Genomic DNA, 9,042 nt, shown 5'->3' on the forward strand with positions numbered 1-9,042 from the left:
GAGCCCGCGCAGGCGTGGATGGCGTACGGGCTGGGCGACGTCGTGCAGCAGCGGCGGCTCATCCAGCAGGGCGACGGCGACCGCGCCATCCAGCAGCGTCAGGGGCAGCACCTCGACGCGATGCTCGCGCTGTGCGAGACCGTCGGCTGCCGCCGCCAGAACCTCCTGTCGTACTTCGGGCAGCCGTCCGAGCCCTGCGGCAACTGCGACACGTGCCTGGCCCCGCCCGAGACGTGGGACGGCCTCGTTCCGGCGCAGAAGCTGCTCTCGACCGTCGTGCGGCTCAAGCGGGAGCGCAATCAGGCGTTCGGTGCGGGCCATCTGATCGACATCCTGCGCGGAGCCTCGACCGACCGCATCCGCAAGCTGGGGCACGAGTCGATCGCCACCTACGGCATCGGCGCCGACCTGTCCGAGCAGGACTGGCGCAGCGTCGTCCGCCAGCTCCTCGCGCGGGGACTGCTCGTGGCGCAGGGCGAATACGGCACGCTCGCCCTGAGCGACGCGAGCGCCGGGGTGCTGCGCGGCGAGACGGCGGTTCCGCTGCGCCGCGACGTGATCGGCCGGGTGTCGCGCGGCGGCGCGGCGCGCAAGGCGTCGACGGCGGATCAGGTCGCGCCGGAGCACCGCGGGCTGTTCGAGGCGCTGCGCGCGTGGCGCGCCGAGCAGGCGCGCGAGCAGGGCGTTCCCGCGTACATCGTGTTCGGCGACGCGACGCTGCGCGCGCTCGCGGAGCACCGCCCCGCCACGCTCGACGGCCTCGCCGGCATCTCCGGCATCGGCGCTCGCAAGCGCGAGGCATACGGCGACGCGGTGCTGGCGGTCATCGCCGCGAACTGACCAGCGGCCGGCGCTCGCCGCGGGCGACGGTCGACGCGCGGGCGTGACTGTGGCGCCCGCACATCGGGTTCTCCGACGGTCCACCGGCATCCTGTCGAGGCACTACAAGGTGTTTCGCCGCCGCTTGTGGCCGTCCTACGGTTGTGACGAATGCCCGCGTCCGCCCGGCGGCACGCGGAACCCATCCACTCCAGCCGTTGTGAGAGGCAGACATGGCAGACACCGCTGTTCGCCCGAAAGCGACCGACGCCGCGCGCGCCCACGAAACAGGCGTCGACGCTCCGAAGCTCGACATCCCGCTCGTCACGGACAAGCTGCTCGGCACGTGGGCAGACATCCGCCGCACGGCGCGCGAGATGATCAAGGACCCCGCCTTCTGGCGCATCGACGGTCAGACGCACCACGAGCACCGCGAGCGCGTCTTCAGTCAGCTCGGGCTGCTCGTGCAGCACAAGTCCATCTCGCGCGCGTTCCCCGCCGAGTACGGCGGCGAGGACAATAACGGCGGCAACCTCGCGAGCTTCGAGGAGCTCGTGCTCGCCGACCCCAGCCTGCAGATCAAGGCGGGCGTGCAGTGGGGCCTGTTCACGTCGGCGATCTATCAGCTCGGCACCAAGAAGCACTGGGACAAGTGGCTGCGCGGCGCCGTCTCGCTCGAGATCCCCGGCGCGTTCGCCATGACGGAGACGGGACACGGATCGGATGTTGCCGCGATCGGCACGACCGCGACGTACGACCCCGACACCGAGGAGTTCGTCATCCACACGCCGTTCCGCGGCGCGTGGAAGGACTACCTCGGCAACGCCGCCGTGCACGGCAAGGCCGCGACGGTGTTCGCCCAGCTGATCACGGGCGGCGTCAACTACGGCGTGCACTGCTTCTTCGTCCCGATCCGCGACGACAACGGCGAGTTCCTGCCGGGGGTCGGCGGCGAGGACGACGGCGTCAAGGGCGGACTGAACGGCATCGACAACGGCCGCCTGCACTTCACGCAGGTGCGCGTCCCGCGCGAGAACCTCCTGAACCGCTACGGCGATGTCGCGGCCGACGGCAGCTACTCGAGTCCGATCGCGAGCCCCGGCCGCCGCTTCTTCACGATGCTCGGCGCACTCGTGCAGGGTCGCGTGTCGCTCGACGGCGCCGCGACCAACGCGTCGGCGCTCGCGCTGAAGATCGCCGTCACCTACGGCAACCAGCGGCGTCAGTTCGAGGGGGCCGGCGGCGTGGAATCGGTGCTGCTCGACTACGGGAAGCACCAGCGCCGCCTGCTGCCGCGCCTGGCAACGACCTACGCTCAGGCGTTCGCGCATGACGAGCTGCTGCAGAAGTTCGACGCCGTCTTCGGCGGCGCGAACGACACGGAGGAGAGCCGCGAGGATCTCGAGACGCTCGCCGCCGCGCTGAAGTCGCTGTCGACGTGGCACGCGCTCGACACCATCCAGGAGGCGCGCGAGGCCTGTGGCGGATCCGGATTCCTCGCCGAGAACCGGCTCGTGGGCCTGCGCGCCGACCTCGACGTCTATGTGACGTTCGAGGGCGACAACAACGTGCTGCTGCAGCTCGTCGGCAAGCGGCTGCTCGGCGACTACGCGAAGCAGTTCAAGGGCAAGGACTCCAAGGAGATCGCCGCCTTCGTGGTCGGCCAGACGGCGGGCAAGGTGTTCCACGGCGCGGGCCTTCGCCAGTTCGGCCAGGCCGTCGCCGACCTCGGGCAGGTCGCGCGCTCTGTCGAGCTGGGCCTGCGGGCGAAGGACCAGCACGAGCTGCTCACCGCACGCGTGCAGCGCATGGTGGCCGACGTCGCGGGCCGGCTGCGCTCGGCATCCAAGCTCGGTCCCGAGGCCGCCCAGGCGCTGTTCAACGAGAACCAGGCCGAGCTGCTCGAGGCGGCGCGCGCGCACGGCGAGCTGCTGCAGTGGGAGGCGTTCACCGACGCCGTCGCGAGCATCGAGGACCCCGGCACGAAGCAGATCCTCGGCTGGCTGCGCGACCTGTTCGGCCTGAGCCTGATCGAGAAGCACCTGTCGTGGCATCTCATGCACGGCCGCCTCTCCAACCAGCGCGCGATCGCGGTCACGCGTTACATCGACCGGCTCTGCCTGCGCCTGCGCCCCCACGCGCAGGACCTGGTCGACGCGTTCGGCTTCGCGCCCGAGCACGTGCGCGCCCCCATCGCATCGGGGGCCGAGCAGGAGCGTCAGGAGGAGGCCGCCGCGCACTACGCCGAGCTCGCAGCGAGCGGCGCGGCGCCCGCCAGGGAGAAGAAGCCGGTCAAGGAGAAGAAGGCCGCCAAGCGCTGAGCGCGAGCCGTCTGCGAAGACCCGGGGCCCTGCCGCCCCGGGTCTTCGTCGTGCGGGGCAGAGCTCCCCGGGATCCGGTTCTTCGGCGGAAGACCAGCCGATTAGGATATCCGCCAGGAGCACGGAGGGGGTGTCTGGTGAGCGCGATGTCGTGGCTGCACGTCCGCCCGCGCACGCTCGCCGGTGCCGCGATCGTCACGGCGGCCGCGATCGGCATCACCACCATGGCCGTCGCGTACGAGGGCAACCCGACGACCGAGCTCGAGCTGCACGACGGCTCGGTGTGGATCACCAAGGCGGAAGCGAGCCTCGTCGGCCACTTCAATGCCGAGTCCCGTGTGCTCGACGGTCAGTTCGGATCGCCGAGCGCCGACTACGACGTGCTGCAGGACGGCAGCACCGTCCTCGTGCATCAGACGAGCGCCGCGACCGTCGGGATCGTGGACACGGCGGCCGTGTCGCTCGGCGACGCGATCCAGCTCCCCGGCGACGCACAGCTCGACTACTCGGCGCGCACCGTCGCCGTCCTGGATCCGAAGAAGGGGGCGGTCTACGTCGTCCCCGTCGACGGGCTGCCGTCGTTCTCGGCGGCGGAGGCGAAGCCGGTCCTCGACGAGCTCGGAGAGGGTGTCGACGTCACGGTGGCACGCGACGGCGCGGTCCACGTCGCGTCGTCCGCGAAGGCGACCGTCTACACGGTTCCGGTCACGCCGGAGGGCGCGTACGACAAGGACGCGGGGATCACGGAGCAGAAGCTCGAGGGCGTCGACGAGAAGTCCGCGCTGTCGGTGAGCTCGGTCGGCGAGCGCCCCGTCGTGCTCGACGCGACGACGGGGACCGTGCACATCCCTGGGCAGGACCCGGTCGCGCTGCAGGAGCCCGAGGACGCCAAGCTCGCGCTCGACGCCGCCGACGGGGATGCCGTGATCGTCGCGACGCGCACCGAGCTGCTGAGCCTGCCCCTCGACGGATCCGAGCCCACCGCGACTCCGGCGGGAGGCTTCACCGGCACGCCGACGGCGCCGGTCTGGCTCAACGGCTGCGCGTACGGCGCCTGGATGGAGTCGGGCCACTTCATGCGCGACTGCATCGGCGGCGACGGCGACCTGGACATGCCGATCGACAAGTACCGCGCGGACGGCGAGCTGCGGTTCCGCGTGAACCGCGATGTCGTGATGCTGAACAACGTCTTCAGCGGTGCGGCCTGGCTGGCGAGCGACCAGCTGCAGAAGGTCGACAACTGGAACGACCTGACCCCGCCCAAGAGCGAGGACGGCGTCGAGAACCCCGACCCGACGACCGTGCAGGTGCCCGATCCGTCGCCGCCGGATCGTGGCCCGGACAACACCAAGCCCGAGGCGGCGAACGACCGCTTCGGCGTGCGCGCGGGCGGCTCGACGATCCTGCCCGTGCTCACCGGCTACGAGGGCGATCCCGAGGGCGGCGGCACGCAGGGCGCGGACAGCGACCCCGACGGCGACGTGCTGGTCGTGAGCCTCACCGACGATGTGCCGAGGAACGTCGACGTCGTGCCCGTGAACAACGGCAACGCGCTGCAGATCACGGTGCCCGAGGACGTCACGACCGTCGAGCCGTTCACCTACCGCGTGGACGACGGCCGCGGCGGCGTCGACGAGGCGAAGGTCACGATCGACGTGCGTCCGGAAGAGGAGAACACCGGACCGCAGCAGCTGCGCAAGATCGCGGTGCCCGTGGAGACGGGCAACGCCGTGACCTACAACGTCCTGCCCGACTGGATCGACCCGGACGGCGACAACATCTTCCTGCAGAGCGTCACCGCCGCGGAGGGCGACGAGGTCGAGTTCACGGCCGACGGCCGCATCACGTATCGGGCGATCTCGGGCAACCAGGGCATCGTCGAGGTCAACATCACGGTGTCCGACGGGCACACGAGCGTGACCGGCGTCTTCCCGCTGGATGTGCGCCCGGCGTCGTCGCAGCCGCCCATCGCGACGCCCGACCATCTCGTCGTGCGCGCAGGTCAGCAGGGCACCGTCACGCCGCTCGCGAACGACCTCAGCGCGAGCAAGGAGCCACTCGAGCTGACGCAGGTGAGCGAGGTCGAGGGCGCCACGATCGTCGCCGACTTCACGGACGACTCGTTCACCTTCAGGTCGAACAAGGCCGGCACCTACTACGTCGACTATCTCGTCGCCACCTCGGGCACGAGCCCCGTGAACGGCCTCGTGCGCGTCGACGTGCTGGAGCCGATCGAGAAGGCAGAGCCGCCGGTCGCGGTGCGCGATGTCGCGCTGCTTCCGGCGGGCGGCGATGCGCTGGTGAACGTGCTCGCGAACGACTCGGACCCGGCGGGCGGCGTGCTCGTCGTCCAGAGGGTGAGCGTCGAGGCGGACAGCGGTGTCGCGGTGTCGGTGCTCGGCCACGAGACGCTGCGCGTGGCGGACATGGGCATGACGGGGCGGGACCCCGCACAGGCCACCGTCGAGTACACGATCTCGAACGGCGCGGAGACCGCGGTGGGCGAGGTCGTCGTGCTCGCGATGCCGAAGCAGACGAAGGTGCGCCCGCCGATCGCCAATGACGACACCGCCACCGTGCGCGTGGGCGACGTCGTGACGATCCCCGTGCTCGAGAACGACAACCACCCCAACGACGAGGAGTTCCACGTCGCCCCGGACCTCGGCGAGCAGCCGGCGGCGGGCGAGGCGTTCGTGTCGCAGGACACGATCCGCTACCGCGCGGGCGACGAGCCCGGCGCCGTGCAGTTCACGTACCGTGCCGTCGACGCCAACGGGCAGCACAACTCGGCGCTCGTGAAGGTGCAGATCCTCGCGCTCGACGCCGAGAACAACAACGCCCCCCGGCCGGCGGACATCGAAGCGCGCACGCTCGAGGACACGGTCTCGACGATCGAGGTGCCACTGGACGGCATCGACCCCGACGGCGACTCGGTCGACCTGGTGGGCGTCACGGGAGCGGGCCCCAAGAAGGGGACGGTCACGCTCAACGAGGCCGGTCAGTTCGAGTACACCGCACACGACGACGTCTCGGGGGTGGACACCTTCACCTACCGCGTGCGCGACGCGCTCGGCGCCGAGGCCGAGGCGTCGATCCGGGTCGGGATCGCGCCGCAGACGACCGAGAACCAGGCGCCGTTCGCGGTGCGCGACACGCTCGCGATGCGGCCGGATCGTGTCGTCGCGGCGCCCGTGATGGAGAACGACAACGATCCGGACGGAGACCGCTTCGCCCTGGTGCCGGGAGAGGACGGCCTGATCCTCGGCGAGGACCCGCAGGTCGAGGCCGAGGTGGCCGGGGACCGGGTGCTGGTCACGTCGCCCGATCAGGAGCTCGAGACCTCGCTGCAGTACACGATCGAGGACGAGCGCGGCGCCCGTGCGCGCGGCGTGCTGTCGGTCGTCGTGGACGAGGACGTGCCGCTGCAGCCGCCGATCGCGCGCGACGACCGCATCCAGATCGAGAACGTCGACATCGACACCGGCACGGCCGAGATCAACCTGCTCGCGAACGACGAGGACCCAGACGGCATCACGGAGGACCTGAGCGTCGAGGTCGACGAGGACCAGGGCGTGACTGTCGACGGCGACGGGGTGGCACGGGTCGAGATCGAGGAGGAGCGCCGCCTGGTCGGGTACCGGATCACCGACGCCGAGGAGAACACCGCGCGCGCGTTCATCCGGGTGCCGGGCGAGGAGGACCTGCGTCCGTACCTGATCTCGACGACGCCCGAGCGCGTGAAGAGCGGCGACACGATCGAGCTGCCGCTCGCCCAGTACGTCACGGCCCCCAGCGGCAAGGATGTCCGGATCACCACGGCCGAGAACGTCTCGGCGGCGCACAGCGACGGGCAGAACCTCGTGGTCGACCCGCAGACGCTGACCTACACGTCGGCCGACCGCTTCGCCGGGAACGATGCGATCACGTTCGAGGTGACCGACGGATCCGGACCGGACGATCCCGACGGCCGCGTCTCGACCCTGTCGATCCCGATCCTTGTGACGCCGCCCGACAACCTGCCGCCCGAGATGCGCGGCGCGTCGGTGACTGTCGGTGCCGGCGATCCCGAGCCCGGCACGGTCGACCTCGCGGGGCTTGCGACCGACATCGACGACGACCCGGTGTCGTTCCAGGTGCAGGAGACCCCGGCCGGCATGACTGCGGAGATCGACGGGACGACCTTGCAGGTGCGCGCAGACGCCGATCAGAAGGGCACCGTGGCGAACGTCGTCGTGCTCGCGGACGACGGCGCGGCCAACCCGACGAGCCCGGAGCCGGTCACGGCCAACATCGAGGTCACCGTCACGGCCTCGACGCGCGAGCTTCCCGTTGCGACCGACGACACGGTCTCGGAGTGGAACCAGGGCGAGACGCTCACGCACGACGTGCTCCAGAACGACGCGAACCCCTTCGCGGGCGAGGCGCCGCTCGAGGTCATCGGCGCGACGCTCGAGACCGGCGCGGCGGCGGATGCCGACGTGTCCTTCGACGCCGGGCACGTGATCGTCACGCCGGCGGCGGCGTTCCATGGCCGGCTCGTCGTGCGCTACCGCGTGCAGGACATGACAGGAGACCCCGAGCGCACGGCGGAGGGGCGGCTGAACCTCACGGTGCAGGGCGTGCCGGATGCGCCCGGCAAGCCGACGGTCTCGGACGTCCAGAGCCGTCAGGTGACGCTGTCGTGGCAGTCGCCTCCTGACAATGGCGCCGCGATCACCGAGTACCGCGTGCAGGCGACGAAGGGCGGCGAGTACTCGACCGTCTGCCCCGAGACCACGTGCACGCTGCGCGGCCTCACGAACAACGTGACGTACGGCTTCACCGTCACCGCCGTGAACCGGGTCGGCGAGGGCGATCCGTCGCCCGTGAGCCAGGATGCGCGCCCCGACGTGCGTCCCGAGACGCCGATCGCGCCGCAGCTGCCCGAGTTCCGCGACAGCGGGCTCCTGGTGAGTTGGAAGGCCCCGCGGACCGAGGGCTCGCCGATCACGACCTACGAGCTCGAGATCACCCCCACGCCCCCCAACGGGGTCAACGTGCGGGAGGTGCCGGCGGGCAATACCCAGCTGTGGTGGGACGGACTCGCGAACGGCACGGCCTATACGGTGCGGGTGCGGGCGCACAACAGCGCACCCGACCCCTCGGAGTGGAGCGGCCAGTCGGCGACGAACATCCCCGCCAAGCCGCCGGAGGCGCCGGGAGCGCCGACCGCGACGCGCCAGTCGGCGATCGGCCCGGAGCCGGGCGGCATCCAGGTGACGTGGCCGGCGGTGGAGGGAACCGCTGCGGGCGGGGACCCCGTGGACTCGTACCGGGTCCAGGCCTACCAGGGTGGCAACGCATACGGGAAGGCCCAGACGACGTCGGGCACCTCGGCCGTGTTCTCGCTGCCGGCGAGCGGCTCCGACTACACGTTCCGCGTGACGGCGAAGAACAAGGCCGGCTGGGGCGCGGAGAGCGCGCCGAGCGCCGGGCTGCGGCAGTTCACGTCGCCGACCGCACCCGGGACCCCCTCGGTCAAGCCCGGCGACCGGCAGGTCCAGGCATCCTGGTCGGCCGCCACGGCGCAGGGCGCCGACGAGGTCCGCTACCAGTACAGCCTCAACGGCGGGGGCTGGCAGGACGTGGGCACGGCCACGTCGGCGACGATCGGCGGGCTGGAGAACGGCAGGGAGTACCGCGTCGCGGTGCGCGCGTATGCGGTCGCGAGCGGCACGAACTCGGAACCCGGCCCGTCGTCGGCGCAGTCCGGCGCCGTGGTGCCGTATGGTCCACTTCACAATCCTCACGTGACGGCGACGCGCAACGGAACCTCAATCACCTTCGAGTGGAACGCGAATCCGTCGGCGAACGGTCGCCCGATCGACAGCGTGCGAGTCACGGGCGCCGTCACCAGCAGCGC

Annotated in this window: 3 protein-coding genes; all 3 read left to right on the top strand. The window is 71.1% G+C overall.

Translation table 11 applies throughout. The features are described from left to right. On the top strand, positions 1–840 hold an 840-nt coding region (locus tag RIF89_RS08010), incomplete at its 5' end, for an RQC domain-containing protein (protein ID WP_309068601.1). A gap of 212 nt (positions 841–1,052) precedes the next feature. Then, complete coding sequence (locus RIF89_RS08015) at positions 1,053–3,140, top strand: acyl-CoA dehydrogenase (protein WP_309068602.1); 2,088 nt, start codon at positions 1,053–1,055, stop codon at positions 3,138–3,140. Positions 3,141–3,286: 146 nt separating this feature from the next. Further along, a partial coding sequence (locus tag RIF89_RS08020; protein ID WP_309068603.1) for an Ig-like domain-containing protein occupies positions 3,287–9,042 on the top strand: 5,756 nt, incomplete at its 3' end.

It is taken from the genome of Microbacterium sp. (genome assembly GCF_031178525.1).
In the GTDB taxonomy this organism is placed as follows: domain Bacteria; phylum Actinomycetota; class Actinomycetes; order Actinomycetales; family Microbacteriaceae; genus Microbacterium.